We start from the raw sequence: 15,924 nt of genomic DNA, 5'->3' as shown, positions 1-15,924 counted from the left end.
TGATACTCTAATGAGTTTTTATGAACGACGGGATGAAGGAAGCGAACGATGCCGGCTGTGGTGGTCAGGAAATTTCTGGTTCAGGTCGAAGAGATATTCCATGAGGGCGGACCCCACGCGGCACGCCCGCTCAAGCGGGGCGCGGTCGTCGCGGTCATCGCCAACCCTTTTGCCGGACGTTATGTCGAAGAGATCACTGGCTTCATGGAAGACCTGAAGCCGCTCGGTCTCGATATGGCTCGGCGCCTGATCGACGCCATTGGTGAAGGCGGCCAGGCCATCGAAGGCTATGGCAAGGGTGCCATAGTCGGCGCCGCCGGCGAGCTTGAACACGGCGCGCTCTGGCATAATCCGGGCGGCTATGCGATGCGTGAACTGCTCGGCAATGCCAAGGCGATCGTGCCTTCGACCAAGAAGGTCGGCGGCCCCGGAACGCGCATCGATATCCCGATCACGCACATAAACGCCTCCTATGTGCGCAGCCATTTCGATGCGATCGAGATCGGCATTGCCGATGCGCCGCGCGGCGACGAAATGGCCGTCATCCTGGCGATGACCACCGGCGCACGCGTTCATGCACGGGTCGGCGGCCTTGCCGCCGCCGACATCAAGGGCGAGGACGGATTGCGATGAACCCGGAAATCCGCCGTATCATCACCATCGTCGAGGAAACCCGGATCGAAGGCGGGCGGCCCGTCGATCCGCCGACGCGGCGTGCCGCAGCCATCGCGGTGATCCGCAACCCCTATGCGGGTACCTACGTCGAGGACCTGTCGGCACTGAGCGCCATAGGCGAAGCATTGGGAGATATCTTGCCCAAGCGCGCCGTCGCTGCTCTGGGCATTGCCGGCGACCGGGTCGAGAGCTTCGGCAAGGCCGCCGCCGTCGGCGCCGACGGTGAGCTCGAACATGCCGCCGCCATCCTTCATCCAAAGCTCGGTGCCCCGTTCCGCGATGTGCTCGGCAAGGGGGCCGCGCTCATTCCTTCATCGAAGAAGCGCGGCGGCCTCGGCGTGCCGCTCGATATTCCGCTCGGTCACAAGGATGCGGCGCGGGTGCGCAGCCATTTCGACGGCATGGAGGTTCGTGTTCCCGACGCACCGCGGGCCGACGAGATCGTCGTCGCTATCGCCGTCACCGATTCCGGCAGGCCGCACCCGCGCGTCGGCGGGCTGACCAAGGACAAGATTGTCGGGATTGACGGCGTCGGCTGACCGTCAGGCCGCCAGGACTTCCGGCACCCGCATCGCCGGAGGCGTATTTCTGCTCCGGCCGGTCCGCACCACGCCGTCGATGACGACCATTCCAATGCCTGGAAGATTGCCCAGCGCCACGCTGTCGAGCAGCCCGTCGCCGGCACCGCCGATCGCTTGATCCATGAAGATCAGGTCGGCGGCGCGACCGGCCTCGATGATGCCGCGATCATCCAGTCCGCGCACACGCGCCGTGTTGCCGCTGGCAAGACAGAACGCCACTTCCGGCGCGATACCACCCAGCGAAGCCAGCATGGTCAGGGTTCGCAGGATGCCAAGCGGCTGCACGCCGGATCCGGCCGGGCTGTCGGTGCCGAGGATGACGCGCGAAAGTTCGCCGCGCTGCCTTGCCAGGTCGAGCACGAACAGTCCGGTGCGCAAATTGCCGTTATGGACGATTTCAAGCGCCCTCGAGCCCTTCTCGCAGATCTGCCGTATTTCCGCGTCGGGCAGGGCGGTTGGCCCGCCATTGACGTGCGCGACGATGTCGGCGTCGACCTCCAGCACGACATCCGCGCCGATGCGGCCGGAGCCGGGCAGGGATGGACCGCCCGTGTGGGTCATCGAGGTCATGCCGTATTTGCGCGCCCAGGCGATCATCTGCCGGCCGGTCGGCCCGTCCTTGACGCCGCCAAGTCCGACCTCGCCGACAAGCGTCACGCCGGCCTCGGCGAGACTGCGGAAGTCTTCCTCGGTAAGGCCGGGTTCCAGGATCGGTGCCCCGGCCAGGATCTTCATGCCGTTCGGACGGAAGTTGGAGAAGGTGCGTTGGGCAGCGATCGCCAGCGCCTTCAGCCCGACAAGGTCGCGCGGTCGGCCCGGCGTGTGGACTTCACCCGCCGAGATCATGGTGGTGACGCCGCCATGCACAGTCGAATCCATCCAGCCGATCTGGTTCTGCCGAGGCGTCCAGTCGCCGGCCACCGGATGGGCGTGGTTATCGATAAGACCCGGCGAGACCGCACAGCCCATCGCATCGATGATCGTCGCCGCGCTGCCGCCATCAATGTCGCCTGCCTTGCCAATGCTGGTGATGCGTCCATCGCTCACGACGATGGTGTCGGCGTCGATGATCGGTTGTGCGAGATCGCCACTCAGCATGAGACCGATATTGCGGACGACGAGCGTGTTGGCAGACGACTGGGAGTCGGACGACATCGGTTCTCACTTTTGCTGTTATGGAAAAAAGGACTGGACGCGGCTTATTTGCCGCCGTCGCCATTCGATGGGTCGTCGTCGTTGATGCGCTGGAGCAGGCGAAGCAGCGTCGCCTGCTCAGCCGGTGAGAGCGGCGACAGGAACCGCCGCCCGACCTCGACGCTGCGTTCGAGCCGCTCCAGCGTATAGTCGGTCCCTTTGCCGGTCAGCGCGATCATCGTCAGGCGTTGGTCGGTTTCGGAGGCGCTGCGCGTGATCAGCCCGTGTTTGAGCAGTTTGCGCATGACGATGCTGATGGTCGACGGGTCCATCGCCGTCAGCCGGCCGAGATGGTTCTGCGAGACTTCGCCATGCTTGAGGATCGTGGCGAGCGCCGCGAATTGCGTTGGCGAAAGGTCTTCGCCGGCCATCACCTGCTGGAAGCGCAACGTCGCGCGCTGATGCGCCCGGCGGATGACGTGCGCCGGGTGGCGGTCCAATTCATAGCCGGTCTCGGCGTATTGTTGCAGCACTTGCTCGCGGCTCGGGGGTGCATCGCCGCTCGGCGTTTTCGGCGTCGCGCCTTTTTCGGATTGCGGTTTCTTTTCAGTCGTCACACCGGACTCCTATCGCCGCTGTCTTGGATGTCGCCGGTTTGAAAAAAGCTCAAGCCGCGACCTCCGCTGGTTGAAGCGACCTCCCGTCGCGGAGGGCTGCGACGACATCAGCCGAATCGCTGACCACGCCGAAATGGGTCGCTATGTCATAGAGCGAGCTTTCCTGCTCGCGTGGTCCCGTCGCCGCGCAGCAATCGCTTGGCACCACCACCTCATAGCCCTCGAAAAAGGCATCATGGACGGTCGAGCGCACACAGATGTTGGTGACCACGCCGAAGATGATCAACTGATCGGTCTGCATGTCTTTCAGCGTCAGGTCGAGGTCGGTTTGAAAGAAGGCCGAGTAGCGCCGCTTGATCACATGGATCTCGTCATCGCGGGCGCCGAGATCCTCGATGATCTCCGGCCCCCAGCTTCCATCCAGGCAATGCGGTGTGCGCTTCAGCCATTCGCGCTCGCGTCGCATGCCCGGCCGGTGGCTGTCATGGACCCAGATCACCGGCACGCCGGCGGCGCGCGCGGCCTCGATCACGGCCAGTTGCGGCGCGATCAGCGTCTCGTACCCAGGCAGGACCATGGCCCCGCCGGGCTTGCAGAACTCATTGACCATATCGATGACGATAACGGCTGCACGGCGTGGATCGAGGCGCACCGCGTCATCGTGCCGATGTGAGGAAAAACTGTCCACGGACATGGCGAGCTCCTTTGACCGATCGTTGATGCTCATACAAAAAACCCTAGCGGATGCCAAGTCAATCCCGTTCGACGCAAAGCGTGCTGGTCGGCCTTGCGCACCGGGCTCCGACAAGCGTATGCGCTATTTGTCCATCGCGAAATGGCCTTGACAACGCTTGTCAGGCATGTGCTCGATTTGTATGACCATCAACAATATTCAAGCCGCTTAATTGCGGAGCCGAGGCCGAGATATGAAAACCATCGTCACCGGAGCCAGCGGCCTGCTTGGCCGCCATGTGGCCGAGGCTCTGGTTGCGGCCGGCCACGATGTGCTTGGTGTCGATGCCGTGGTGCCGGGTGAGGTCGCATGGCGCCACGCAACCGCCGATTTGACCGATCTGGGATCGACACTGCAGCTGGTGCGCGATTGCGATGCCGTTGTGCATGTCGCGGCCATTCCGCGGCCGACCGGCCGGGCCGGCGGCGAGGTGTTCAAGACCAACATCACGACCGCCTACAATGTGGTCGAGGCAGCTGCCATGGCCGGCGCCAGGCGCTTCGTCTATGCCTCGTCCTTCAGCGTTTTCGGCTATCCCTTTTTCGAGAAACCTGTGCGGCCGCCCTATCTGCCGGTCGACTTGAACCATCCGGTCGGCGCGCAGGACCCGTACGGCCTGTCGAAATGGCTGGGCGAGGAAATCGTCGACGCGGCGGTGCGCCGGGGGGCCTTCTCGGCGGTCAGTATCCGCATGCCGTGGATCCAGACGCCGGGTTCTTTTTTCGAGGGCGTCGGGCCGCGCCGCGCCACCGCCGACAGTGCCCGCGACCTGTGGGCCTATCTCGATGCGCGCGACGCCGGGCAGGGCTTCCTGCGGGCGCTTGAATGGCAAGGCGATGGCCATCTGCGCGTCCTCCTGAGCGCCGCCGACACATTCATGGAAGAGGAGACCGAAGCGCTCGTGCGCCGGGTCTATCCTGATGTCGCTCTGTCGCGGCCGATCGCCGGCTTCGGCGCCGTGCTCGACACGGTCCATGCGCGCGAAACGATCGGTTTCGAACCAAAGTATTCATGGCGTTCCTATCCAAAGCCGGAGACCGAAGGATGAAACGGTTCGACCAGAAAAAGGTCCTCGTCACCGGCGGCGCCGGCGCGATCGGCAGCGCAGCGGTGCGGCGTTTCCTTGACGAAGGCGCGCGGGTCGCCATTGTCGACCGCAATGGCGCGGCGGCGCGGCAATTGGCCAGCTCCCTCGGCGACGACGCCCTGGCGATCGAGGCTGACGTCACCGATGAAGCGGATGTGCGGCGCGCCGTCGCAACGATCGTCGAGGCGTTCGGCGGCCTCGACGTGGTGTTCAACAATGCCGGAATTTCCGGCGTCGTCGCTCCCGTTCACGACCTGCCGGTCGAAGACTGGGATACGACCATCCGCATCAATCTGCGCGGCATCTTCCTCGTGCTGCAGGCGTCGCTTCGGGCGATGATCGAGGCCGGGACCGAAGGCTCGATCGTCAACATGGGCTCGTCCATGGCCGGTTGGGACATCCTTTCGGGTGGTGCCGGCTATGTCGCTTCCAAACACGGGGTGGTCGGCCTGACGCGGGTCGCAGCGCTCGATGCCGCGCCTTACGGCATACGCGTCAACGCCATCTGCCCCGGCGTGATCGAGACGACGCTTGGCGTGCCGGTTTCCGGCGACGGCGAATTCAAGAGCAGCGTCCAGCATTTCGCCGACCGCATTCCGTTGCGCCGCATCGGCCAGCCGGACGATGTCGCGGCCGCCGTGGCTTTCCTGGCCTCCGACGAGGCGAGGCACGTCACAGGCGTGGATTGGCTGATCGACGGCGGCCAGACCTTGCAGAGCTGGGCCAACGCGCCGGCTGGCGGCGCGTTTCCGAAGTTTCGCTAGGGTGCGGCGCCGGGGCGCGCTCACCGTGCAGCCTGTCTCGGCCTTCAATGGCGAAGTGTAAATAGTCGGACGTCAACGACTCCCGGTCGCCCGACCCCTCATGATTTACTTCACGCCGATGCCGGCGGTCAGGCCGCCATCGATCTTGTAGTCCGCGCCGGTGCAGAAGCCGGCCTTCGACGAACACAGGAAAGCGATGAGTTCCGCCACCTCCTCCGGCTCGCCGATGCGCCCGATGGGATGCGCTTCGCCGAAGCGCTTGTAGGCGGCCTCTACATCGGCATCGCTGCCATTGTCGCCACGCGCGGCCTTTTCCAGGATCGGAGTGCGGATCGAGCCGGGGCTGACGGAATTGACCCGGATGCCCGAGCGCGCATGGTCGAGGGCCAGGGCACGCGTCAGCGTGTGGATGGCGCCCTTGGTGGTGGCATAGGCGGCGACGTTTTGCTGGCAGGCAAAGCCCTGCACCGAAGCGACGTTGACGATGGCGCCGCCGCCCCTTCGGACCATTTCCGGGATGCCGAAATGCGTTGTCAGATAGATCGACCCGACATTGACCGACATCGCCTTGTTCCAGGTCTCGAAATCGGTGCTGGTCGCGGTTCCGTACGGATGCACCGCCGCCGAATTGACGATGATATCGAGGCCGCCGAACCGCTCGACGCCAGTCGCGACCGCGTCGCGAACCTGATCGGGCACGGAGACGTCGGCGTCTATGACCAGCGCCCCGGCTGCGGAGCTTTCCAGTTCCCATTTCAGCGCAGCGTTGGCCGCGCGGTCGATGCCGCAGGCGACGATCGCAGCACCCCCTGCAGCGAGGCGTCTGGCGGTTGCGAGGCCAATCCCGGTCGTGCCCGTCACCAAAGCCACCTTGCCGTCGAAATCCTTCATTGGGAAAACTCCTTCATTCGCTGTCCGAAACCGTTCCTAGTTTGACACCCATCGTGGTCCAACAATAGGTTGCCGTTCTCTCGCAGAAGGAAGCGGCAATGGAACAGTGCTGGCGCTGGTATGGACCGAACGACCCGGTAACGCTCGATCATGTCAGGCAGGCCGGTGCGACCGGCGTGGTGAGCGCCTTGCACGATATCTATGACGGGCGCGCCTGGGCCCTCGAGAGCATTCTGGAGCGCAAGCGTGTCATCGAGGCCGCCGGCCTGAAATGGTCGGTGGTCGAGAGCATCCCGGTCCACAACTCCTTCAAGATCGGCACGCCGGAACGCGAGCGCTACGCCGGCTACTATCGCGACTCAATCCGCGCGCTCGCCAAGGCCGGCATTGCGACGGTCTGCTATAATTTCATGCCGGTGGTCGACTGGACGCGCACGGATCTCGCCTATCGGCTTCCCACGACCGGTTATGCACTGCGTTTCGACGCCATCGATTTCGCGGCCTACGATTTGTTCGTGCTGAAGCGCGTCAATGCCGAGGCCGGCTATACCCCCGCCCGCATCGCCGAGGCGGAAGCGCGGCTGAAGGAATTGAGCAGCGAAGCTATCGACAGGATCGAGCGCAACCTGATCGCCGGCCTGCCGGCAACCGAGCGCAGTTATAACAGGGACAGTTTTCGCGAGGCCCTGGCGGAATACGACGCGATCGGACCAAAGGAGCTGCGCGATAACCTTGCCTGGTTCCTGCGCGAGATCATTCCGGTGGCCGAAGAGGAGGGAGTGCGCATGTGCATCCATCCCGACGACCCGCCCTTCTCGCTCTACGGCCTGCCCCGCATCGTTTCGACCGCCGAGGATGCGCGTTTCATCCTCAACGCCGTCGACAGCCCCGCCAACGGCCTGACGTTCTGCACCGGCTCCTATGGGACACGCGCCGACAACGACATCGTCGCCATGGTCAAGGAGTTCGCGGACCGCATCCATTTCGTCCATCTGCGCAACATCACCATCGAGGATGACGGCTCGTTCCACGAGGCCGAGCATCTCGAGGGCGGCACCGACATGGCGCATGTGATCCTGGCTCTGATGCAGGAAGAGGCGCGCCGCCGCCGGGAGGGCCGTGCCGACTGGCGTATTCCGATGCGGCCCGACCATGGCCATCTGCTCGCCGACGATATCGGCAAGACCAGGATCAATCCCGGCTATTCGCTGATCGGCCGGCTGAAAGGCCTCGCCGAGCTGCGTGGCATCATGCGCGCCATCGAGCGGTTCGAACTGGCTTGAGTGGTTCCCTCAATTCGGCTGGCAGGATCTGAAACTATCGCGCCGTTTTTGCACTCCCGCGGTGCTTATATGCCACATTGATGAGAAACGCCCTGGGCCGCATCGCGCCAGGGCAGCCATGCGCTGCCGCAGTTCGGCGAAGCTGGGCATGGATTGTCCGCATGGCTTGACGACAAACTTGGTGATGCGGCTCGACACTGGCCGCTTCGACACCATCCAGTAATGGATTGTCACAAACACCGCGATCTTTAGGAAAAATCTCCACGCGCGATGCTTTGAATTACACTAAATCCATAGACAAAGATCGATCCCGTGCTGAGCGCGTTTGTCTGGGTTGTCATATGGCAAAATCTCCTATTATTCTCAATGGCTTCACCATGAATGCCGTCTCCCATGTCGCCTACGGCCTTTGGCGTCATCCGGCCGACCAGGCCTATCGACATGCCGAGCTCGACTACTGGATCGAACTTGCCAAAGCACTGGAGGAGGGCGGCTTCGATTGCTTGTTCATCGCCGACGCGCTGGGCCTTCTCGACGTCTATGGCGGTGGATACGACGCCTCGCTGGCAAAGGGCGTGCAGTCCCCCGTCAACGATCCGCTGTTGCTGGTCTCAGCGCTTGCCGGCGCGACAAGCCGGCTGGGTTTCGGCGTCACCGTTTCGACGACCTACGAAAAGCCATATCTGCTGGCGCGCAAATTCACCACGCTCGATCATCTCACCAAGGGGCGGATCGCCTGGAACGTCGTCACCTCGCAGCTCGACAGCGCGGCGCGCAATCTCGGTCTCGACAGGCAGGTGGCGCATGACGAGCGCTACGAGACCGCCGACGAGTTCATGGATGTCGCCTACAAGCTCTGGCAGGGTTCCTGGGAAGACGGTGCCCTGGTGCGTGATCGCGGCAGCGCCGCCAACCCGGACGGTCTCTATACCGATCCGGAAAAGGTCCATCCGATCGGTCATTCCGGTCGCTACTTCAACGTTCCGGGTCCGCATCTCTCGGAGCCCAGTCCGCAGAGGGTGCCGGTGCTGTTCCAGGCGGGCGGTTCGCCGCGCGGCCAGCGCTTTGCCGCTCGTCACGCGGAGGTGGTCTTTGTCGCCGGTGCCGATGTCGATGGCATCCGCCACAATGTCGCTGAGGTGAAGCGGCTTGCCCGCGATGAAGGCAGGGCTCCAGGCAGCATCAAGTTCATATCCGCGGTCTCGGTGATCACGGATGAAACCGACGCCGCCGCGGCCGCCAAGCTCGCTGACTACAGGTCGCACTACGATGTCGAAGGCGCGCTGGTGCATTATTCGGCAGCGACCGGCATCGATTTTTCCAGGCACGATCTCGACCAGCCTATCCGCTACACCGAAACCGATTCCAACCGCTCCCTGCTGCGCATGTTCGATGACCCGTCGTCGGGCCGCCAGTGGACCTTGCGCCAGGCGTTTTCCCCGGAGGGCGGTTTTGGGCGCGGCAAGTCGTTTGTCGGCGGTCCGAAGACCGTTGCCGACGAGCTCGAGCAATGGCTGGAAGCCACCGATACCGACGGCATCAATTTGACGCATGTGGTCAGCCCCGGCAGCTTCATCGATTTCTCCGCCTATGTCGTTCCCGAGTTGCGGCGGCGCGGGCGCCTTCGCGAGGATCTCGGTCCCTCGCTGCGCTCCAGGCTCTTCGGGCGTGACAGCCGCCCGCCCGCCGATCATCCGGCGGCGCGGCATGCCTTCTCGCAGGTCCGCCGGCCGGAGGCGTTGGCATCATGACCATCCACGCCACCGTTCAGCGCGAGCAGCGCAGCGATTTCCAGGGCTGGGCCGAGAAGGCCGAGGAGGTGGCACGCGAGCTCAAGCGCACCGCGGCCGCGCGCGATCTGGCCGGGGCCGCCCCGCATGCCGAGATAGACCTTTTGCGTCTGGCCGGCCTGCTGACGATCTATATTCCCAAGCGATTTGGCGGCGGTGGCGCGACGCCGGCCGAAGTGCTCAGGATCGTCCGCATCCTGGCCAGGGGCGATACATCGATAGCCCAGATCGTCATCTACCATCTCTTCGGCACGGCAATCGGATTGGACGGCGACAACAAGTCCCTGATCGAAAGACGGCTTCAAGGCTTTCTCTCCAAGGGCTGGTTTCATGCCGGCATCGCGCAGGCCGCCTATGAGCCGCTTGTCGAGGCGAGGCAGGTGGACGGCGGTTTCGTGCTCAACGGCGCCAAGCCTTTCACCAGTGGTGCGCAGGTGGCCGACACGCTGCAGGTCTGGGTGCGCTTTGCCGGGAGCACGCGGATCGCCGGCACCGATGCCAGCGGTCATATCGGCCAGTTCATCGTCGCCAACCCCACGTCCGGCCTCAGCTTCGGCAATGACTGGGACAATATCGGCCAGAGGCTGACGGTGAGCGGCAGTGCGGCGCTCGAAAATGTCGCCGCATCCGCCGACGATCTGGTCGGGCATTGGCCTGATGATACGGTTCATCCGCCGCATGCCACGCTGCATGTGCCGATCGTTCATGCAGCCTTCGGCGAACTTTATCTCGGCACCGCCCTTGCCGCCCTGGAAGACGCCAGGGATTACATCACCCAACGCGGCAGGCCATGGCTGTCCTCGCCGGCAAAGAAAGCCTCCGAGGACACGCTGGTTGTCGAGCGCTTCGGCCGGCTTTCGATCGCGCTGGCGTCCGCGCAGGCGCTCGCGGACGCCGCCGGCGAGGCCGTGCAGCGCGCCTTCGAGCGAGGCAGGGATCTCACCGCGGAAGAGCGTGGCCATGCCGCGGCAATCGCCTACCAGTCGAAGGTGCATTCGACCGAGGTCGCCCTAGAAGTGACGTCGCGGATATTCGAGCTCACCGGCGCCCGCTCGACGGCGCGCTCGTTCGGCTTCGACCGCTACTGGCGCAACGTCCGCACCCACAGCCTGCATGATCCCGTCCACTACAAGGTGCTGGAAGTCGGTGACTTCGCGCTTAACGGCCGTGTGCCGCCGCCAACCTACTATTCGTGAGCCGAAGCATGGCAAGTTCCACCCATAAGGCGGTCAAGCCTCTCATCCTCAACGGCTTCGGTATGACCGTGGTCGGTCACGTGTCGGCGGGCCTCTGGCGTCATCCGAGCGACCGCGCCAACACCTACACCAGCCTCGAATACTGGACCTCGCTGGCCAAGCTGCTCGACGACGGCGGCTTCGACGCGCTGTTCCTCGCTGACGCGCTTGGCCACCTCGATGTCTTCCGGGGGACACCGGATGCGTCGCTGCGCACCGCAGCCCAGTCGCCGGTCAACGACCCGCTGCTGCTGGTCTCGGCAATGGCCGCCGCCACCAGGCATCTCGGCTTCGGCATCACCGTGTCGACCACTTACGAGCAGCCCTATCTCCTGGCCCGCAAGTTCACCACGCTGGATCATCTGACCAAGGGCCGCATCGCCTGGAACGTCGTCACCTCGGTTCTGGAATCGGCGGCGAAGAATCTCGGCCTGGAGCGCCAGATCGACCATGACGAGCGTTACGATCTGGCGCAGGAATTCCTGGATGTCACCTACAAGCTCTGGGAGGGATCCTGGGAGGACGGGGCGGTCGTGCACGATCGCGAGAAGGGGCTCTACACCGACCCTTCCAAAGTCCATCCGATCGGCCATCACGGCAAATATTTCTCCGTGCCCGGCGCGCATCTCGCGCAGCCCAGTCCGCAGCGCACGCCGCTTCTGTTCCAGGCGGGAACCTCGCCGCGCGGGCGCGAATTCGCTGCTCGCAACGGCGAGGTGGTGTTCCTCGGCGGCACCAGCACGGCCTCCATCCGCCGCTCGGTCGAGGCGATCCGTGCCCGCGCCGTCGAACTCGGACGGGCGCCGGATGCGATAAAGTTTATCACCGCGGTCACCGTCATCACCGGAGCCACGGACGAAGAGGCCGAGGCCAAGCACAAGGACTATCTATCCTACACCAGTGTCGAAGCGGCCCTGGCGCTGTTTTCGGCATGGACCGGCGTCGACTGGTCGCAATACCCACTCGACCACCCGCTCGAATATATCGAGACAAATGCCGGCCGTTCAGCCCTTGCCAATCTGACGCGGATCGATGCCGACCGGCGCTGGACCGTGGCCGGGATCGCCGAGTATATCGGGCTCGGCGGCATCCATCCCAAGCTGGTCGGCTCACCGCAGAGGATCGCCGACGAGCTCGAACGCATCGCCGATGAATCCGGCGTCGACGGCTTCAACCTGGCCTATGTCGTCAGTCCGGGCACGTTCGAGGACTTCATCGAATTCGTCGTCCCGGAGCTGCGGCGGCGGGGTCGCATCCGGGAACGTGGCGCGCCCGGCACCACGATCCGCGAGCGCTTCCAGGGAGCGGGCCAGCGGCTGCTGCGCGACGACCACCCGGGAACAGCCGCACGCGACCGCTCGAACTGGGGTACCATCGTCGAGGCGGCCGAGTGAGCGGCATCCATCTCCACTGGTATCTGCCGACCAACGGCGACAGCCGGGAAATCGTCGGCTCTGGCGATGATTCCCATCTCGGCAACGGCCCGTCACGATCGCGGTTTCGGGAAGCGAGCCTCGATTATCTCTCGCTGGTCGCCAAGACCGCGGAGACGTTAGGCTTCGAAGCCGTGCTGACGCCGACCGGAACCTGGTGCGAGGATGCCTGGATAGTCACGGCAGCACTGGCGCAGGTCACGACGCGGTTGAAGTTCCTCGTCGCCTTCCGTCCCGGCCTGATCTCGCCGACGCTGGTCGCCCACCAGGCGGCGACCCTTCAGCGCATATCGGGTGGGCGGCTGCTGCTCAACGTCGTCACCGGAGGCGATCCGCGGGAGCAGAAACGCTTCGGCGATCATCTCGGCCACGACCAGCGCTATGAACGCACGGGAGAGTTCCTCGAGATCCTGCGCGGCGTGGTCCTGCCAGCCGGTTCGGGCCGGCGCTTCGATTTCAGGGGAAAGCACTATGACATCGAAGGCGCCCAGATCGATTTCGGCAAATGGCCGCTTCCCGATATCTTCTTCGGTGGCGCAAGTGGTGCTGCGCAAGCGGTCGCCGCGCGCCATGTCGACACCTATCTGGTCTGGGGCGAGAGCCCGGCAACCGAGGCTGCCCGGATAGGCCATGTGCGGGAACTCGCCGCCGCGCAGGGCCGCAAACTAAGCTTCGGCATACGCCTGCATGTCATCAGTCGCGATACCGAGGCGCAGGCCTGGGAGGAGGCCGAGAGGCTGCTGGAGAGACTGACGCCGGAGCGGATCGCGCAGGCGCAGGCAATCCTGGCGCGCACGGAATCGGCCGGCCAGCGCCGGATGAACGCGTTGCATAGCGACAGCGGCACCGCGGCGCTCACCGCGCGCAGCGTGCGCGATCTCGAAATATCGCCGCATCTGTGGGCCGGCTACGGCCTGGTTCGCGGCGGCGCCGGCACCGCGATCGTCGGCAGCCACGAGCAGGTGGCGTCGCTCATCGAGGAGTACCACGCCGTCGGTTTCGACCACTTCATCCTGTCGGGCCAGCCGCATGTCGAGGAAGCCTATCATTTCGCCGAAGGCGCGCTGGCGGTCTTGAAATCGAAGGGGCTGCTCGCAGCCTGAAACATGTGCGGCCTTTGGTGGTCGCGACAATGGAGCATGACGAGAAGACAATGTCGGACATTCAGATCTATCCGGGCCTCAGCGACGCCGAATTCGAGACCTGGGCCGAGAAGGCCCGCGACGTGGCGCGGCAACTCGCGGCAACGGCGCTCGAACGCGACCGGGCAAACAAGGACCCGGTGGAAGAACTGGCGCTGCTGCGCGAAAGCGGCCTGCTCGGCTTGGCTGCGCCACGCGAATTCGGCGGCGCCGGCGCAAACCTCGTCCAGGCGCTCAAGATCAGCCGCATCATCGCGGCCGCCGACGGCTCGATCGGACAACTGATCGCGTATCATTATTCCAACGGTGTCTGGACTTACATTCTCGGCACGCGTCAGCAGTGGGAAAAGACGGCGCGTGGCGTCGGCGCACAAGGCTGGTTCCAGGGCGGCGTCAGCAACCCGCGCGACCAGTGGAACGAGATCGAGCATGTCGGCGACCGCCGCTTCCTGAACGGCAGACGCACCTTCGCAACCGGCGCCTCGGTGGCCCAAGTCATCACCGTCAGCCTCTGGGACAACGGCAAACGCGCTCACTATCAGATCCCGCCGACGCGCAAGGGCATCAGCTTCGGCGGCGACTGGGACAATCTCGGCCAGAGACTGACGGCGAGCGGCAGTGTCACTTTCGACCGTGTCGAAGTCTTCGAGGATGAGCTGCTCAGCGCCCTCGACGATTATGAGGGCGATGTCGAATTGCGCGACGGCCTGCGCGTCCTGTTCAGCCAGCTCATCTTCATCAATTTCTATCTCGGCATCGCCGAGGGCGCTCTTGCCGCCGCCGCCGATCATGTCCGCCGCTTCGGCCGGCCCTGGCCGGAGTCCGGGCTGGAACGGGCGATCGACGATCCCTACCATCTGGTGCTGTTCGGCCGGCTATCCGCCGGCATTGCGGCGGGCGTAGCAATCGCCGACAAGGCCGCGGCGCTTTACGAGGCGGCACTGCATGCCGGAGCGTCGGTGACGGCGCAGCAATGGGGCGAACTCGCAACGATCATCGACCAGGGCAAGATCGTCGCCAACGACGTCGTGCTCGACGTGACGGCGCGCATCTTCGAAGCGACGGGCGCGCGCTCGACGGCCAACAAATATGGCCTCGACATCTATTGGCGCAACGCGCGCACCCATACCGTCCACGATCCGGTCTCCTACCGGGCGCGCGAGGTCGGCACATATCTGCTGGCCGAAACGCTGCCGAGACCGCGAACCTATGCGCAGCCGCCGCAGCCGGAAGCGCACAAGCCTGAAGCCGTGCCCACGCGGAAGGCATCATGATATCGGATGTGCGCCTGCTGACCGGGAAGGCCGAACTCGCGCAGGCCGCACGCACCTTCCGCACGGCCATGGTCGGCCTGCCGCCGCTCGGCCCGATCGACGACGCGCTGATCGACAGACTGTTCGAGCCGGATCGCACCTGGGGCGCCTTCGACGGCGAGACGCTCGTTGGCACAACCGACTCCTATTCGGGACGGATCGCGGTTCCCGGCGGCGCCTGGTTGCCGCAGGCCGCGGTCACCCATGTCGGCGTGCTGCCCACCCATACGCGGCGTGGCGCCGCCACGGCGCTGTTCAAGGCGCAGCTGCGCGCCGCGCGCGAACAGGGCGAGGCGGCGGCCACCTTGCGGGCCTCCGACGCGCGCATCTACGGCAACTTTGGCTATGCGATCGCCAATACTTCTGTCAGCCTGGAAGTCGACACCCAGCGCGCGCGCCTGCGGGCAGGGCTGACGTACTCCGACAAGATTCGGCTGATCGACAGCGACGATGCCTGGGCGATACAGGCGCGCATCTACGCGGATCAGCCTGTTTCGCGCGCGGGCGTCATCACACGCTCGGCCTATTGGTGGGATTTTCAGGCGTTGCGCCAGACGCACAGCGGCACGCCTAACTACGTCGCCGTTCACGGCGACAACGGTTCGGAAACCGGGTTCGTGCGCTATCACCCTGTCGGCCTCGACAGCTGGTTCACCAGCTCGGAACGCACCATCGTGGTCGATGATATCGTGGCCTACAGTCCGGCCGCCTATGTCGCGCTGGTCGCACATCTGCTGGCGGTCGACCTGCCGCATCGCATCGTCTTCTGGAGCCGTCCCGCGGACGATCTGCTGCCGTGGCTGTTCGAGGATTTTCGAAGCGTTCGCGTTTCGGCGGCGCGCGACGAAACATGGCTGCGGCTCCTGGACGCTGAAAAGGCTCTTACAGCCCGGTCCTATGCCGGGCAGGGCAGCGTCGTGCTGGAAGTCTCCGATGCCATCCTGCCCGAGAACGCGACCAGGCTGCGCCTCTCGCCAGAAGGAGCCGAGCGCACCAATCTGTCCGCCGCCGTGGTGACGGACGTGGCCGCGGTTTCGGCGGCCTATCTCGGCGGCGTGAAGTGGTGGCAGCTCGCGCAGACGGGGCGCCTCGGCGACTTCGACCGGGCTGCGGTCGAAACGCTCGACACGCTGTTCACGGCGCCGGCCTTGCCTCATTCCGGAACAATGTTTTGACAGGCGGAGCTAATATAAAATGTATTTTGAAAGTGTGTTTGAAAAATGGGTAATTTTATCTCAAAATTATG

The 15,924-nt window shown here is 64.6% G+C and carries 15 protein-coding genes; 11 read left to right on the top strand and 4 right to left on the bottom strand.

Going from position 1 to position 15,924, the window contains the following annotated elements; genetic code table 11:
* Window positions 1-48: 48 nt before the first annotated feature.
* Window positions 49-633, top strand: coding sequence for an amino acid synthesis family protein (locus X735_RS162395; RefSeq protein WP_023809103.1), 585 nt, complete (start codon window positions 49-51; stop codon window positions 631-633).
* The gene (locus X735_RS162400; RefSeq protein ID WP_023809102.1) at window positions 630-1,214 is read left to right on the top strand and encodes an amino acid synthesis family protein; all 585 of its coding nucleotides are present in this window, start codon (window positions 630-632) and stop codon (window positions 1,212-1,214) included. The genes X735_RS162395 and X735_RS162400 overlap by 4 nt, the downstream gene beginning before the upstream one ends.
* A 3-nt stretch (window positions 1,215-1,217) precedes the next feature.
* On the opposite strand, the gene X735_RS162405 is transcribed toward X735_RS162400, so the two are convergent.
* From X735_RS162405 to X735_RS162415, 3 genes are read right to left on the bottom strand one after another with little or no spacing between them, the layout of a single operon-like run.
* On the bottom strand, window positions 1,218-2,411 hold the full coding sequence (locus X735_RS162405) for an amidohydrolase family protein (RefSeq protein WP_023809101.1): 1,194 nt from the start codon (window positions 2,409-2,411) through the stop codon (window positions 1,218-1,220).
* Between the two features lie 44 nt (window positions 2,412-2,455).
* Complete coding sequence (locus tag X735_RS162410; RefSeq protein WP_023809100.1) at window positions 2,456-3,007, bottom strand: MarR family winged helix-turn-helix transcriptional regulator; 552 nt, start codon at window positions 3,005-3,007, stop codon at window positions 2,456-2,458.
* A gap of 49 nt (window positions 3,008-3,056) precedes the next feature.
* Complete coding sequence (locus X735_RS162415; protein ID WP_023809099.1) at window positions 3,057-3,701, bottom strand: isochorismatase family cysteine hydrolase; 645 nt, start codon at window positions 3,699-3,701, stop codon at window positions 3,057-3,059.
* A gap of 232 nt (window positions 3,702-3,933) precedes the next feature.
* Between X735_RS162415 and X735_RS162420 the strand changes: the two genes are divergently transcribed.
* Together X735_RS162420 and X735_RS162425 are read left to right on the top strand one after the other, a co-directional pair.
* On the top strand, window positions 3,934-4,788 hold the full coding sequence (locus X735_RS162420; RefSeq protein WP_023809098.1) for an NAD(P)-dependent oxidoreductase: 855 nt from the start codon (window positions 3,934-3,936) through the stop codon (window positions 4,786-4,788).
* Window positions 4,785-5,591 carry an SDR family NAD(P)-dependent oxidoreductase gene (locus tag X735_RS162425; protein ID WP_023809097.1) on the top strand — a complete coding sequence of 269 codons (807 nt, stop codon included), beginning with the start codon at window positions 4,785-4,787 and terminating at the stop codon, window positions 5,589-5,591. The genes X735_RS162420 and X735_RS162425 overlap by 4 nt, the downstream gene beginning before the upstream one ends.
* Before the next feature lie 105 nt (window positions 5,592-5,696).
* On the opposite strand, the gene X735_RS162430 is transcribed toward X735_RS162425, so the two are convergent.
* Window positions 5,697-6,482 carry an SDR family oxidoreductase gene (locus X735_RS162430; RefSeq protein ID WP_023809096.1) on the bottom strand — a complete coding sequence of 262 codons (786 nt, stop codon included), beginning with the start codon at window positions 6,480-6,482 and terminating at the stop codon, window positions 5,697-5,699.
* Between the two features lie 98 nt (window positions 6,483-6,580).
* Here X735_RS162430 and uxuA point away from each other — a divergent pair, with 98 nt between their 5' ends.
* From uxuA to X735_RS162465, 7 genes are all read left to right on the top strand, one after another.
* Complete coding sequence (gene uxuA, locus X735_RS162435) at window positions 6,581-7,765, top strand: mannonate dehydratase (RefSeq protein ID WP_023809095.1); 1,185 nt, start codon at window positions 6,581-6,583, stop codon at window positions 7,763-7,765.
* Between the two features lie 341 nt (window positions 7,766-8,106).
* A complete protein-coding gene (locus tag X735_RS162440) occupies window positions 8,107-9,516 on the top strand; it encodes an LLM class flavin-dependent oxidoreductase (protein WP_023809093.1) in 1,410 nt (469 codons plus the stop codon).
* The gene (locus X735_RS162445) at window positions 9,513-10,751 is read left to right on the top strand and encodes an acyl-CoA dehydrogenase family protein (RefSeq protein WP_023809092.1); all 1,239 of its coding nucleotides are present in this window, start codon (window positions 9,513-9,515) and stop codon (window positions 10,749-10,751) included. The genes X735_RS162440 and X735_RS162445 overlap by 4 nt, the downstream gene beginning before the upstream one ends.
* 8 nt (window positions 10,752-10,759) lie before the next feature.
* On the top strand, window positions 10,760-12,184 hold the full coding sequence (locus X735_RS162450) for an LLM class flavin-dependent oxidoreductase (protein WP_023809091.1): 1,425 nt from the start codon (window positions 10,760-10,762) through the stop codon (window positions 12,182-12,184).
* Window positions 12,181-13,326, top strand: a complete 1,146-nt coding sequence (locus tag X735_RS162455; protein WP_032908642.1) for an LLM class flavin-dependent oxidoreductase — start codon at window positions 12,181-12,183, stop codon at window positions 13,324-13,326. The genes X735_RS162450 and X735_RS162455 overlap by 4 nt, the downstream gene beginning before the upstream one ends.
* Window positions 13,327-13,376: 50 nt before the next feature.
* Window positions 13,377-14,639: an acyl-CoA dehydrogenase family protein gene (locus X735_RS162460; RefSeq protein WP_023809089.1), complete on the top strand. Its 1,263-nt coding sequence runs from the start codon at window positions 13,377-13,379 to the stop codon at window positions 14,637-14,639.
* Window positions 14,636-15,853, top strand: coding sequence for a GNAT family N-acetyltransferase (locus tag X735_RS162465; protein ID WP_023809088.1), 1,218 nt, complete (start codon window positions 14,636-14,638; stop codon window positions 15,851-15,853). The genes X735_RS162460 and X735_RS162465 overlap by 4 nt, the downstream gene beginning before the upstream one ends.
* Window positions 15,854-15,924: the final 71 nt, after the last annotated feature.

This window comes from Mesorhizobium sp. L2C084A000 (genome assembly GCF_000502875.1).
Classification (GTDB): domain Bacteria; phylum Pseudomonadota; class Alphaproteobacteria; order Rhizobiales; family Rhizobiaceae; genus Mesorhizobium.
The sequence above is the reverse complement of the archived record's forward strand: the minus strand, read 5'-3'. Positions and strand labels throughout refer to the sequence as shown.